Genomic DNA, 296 nt, shown 5'->3' with positions numbered 1-296 from the left:
GGCCGGAGACCGTCGCGGAACTCGCCACGCACCGGCTCATCCATCTCGAGGAACCTTTCCGCGAGGCCGCGAACTGGGACGAATGGTTCGCATCCGCCGGAACCAGCCTGCGCAACGCCGAGCGCGGACTGCGCATCAACGACTATGCCCTGGTTATCCAGGCGGTCATGGAGGGACAAGGCATCGCGCTTGGCTGGCGGCATCTGGTCGAGCGTCTGGTGGCATCGGGCCTGCTGGTCCCGGTGACCGACCACGTGATGAGGACCGGCATCGGCTTCTATGTCATCTGGCCGAAA

Annotated in this window: 1 protein-coding gene; it reads left to right on the top strand. The window is 65.2% G+C overall.

Annotated features, from left to right (window positions below; translation table 11 throughout):
- Positions 1–296 (top strand): LysR substrate-binding domain-containing protein (locus EN859_RS37045; RefSeq protein WP_245525897.1); only part of this gene is annotated, 296 nt, incomplete at both ends.

Origin of the sequence: Mesorhizobium sp. M00.F.Ca.ET.216.01.1.1 (genome assembly GCF_004010325.2) — a bacterium.
Lineage (GTDB): Bacteria > Pseudomonadota > Alphaproteobacteria > Rhizobiales > Rhizobiaceae > Mesorhizobium.
This window is presented reverse-complemented; position numbering and strand designations above follow the sequence as displayed.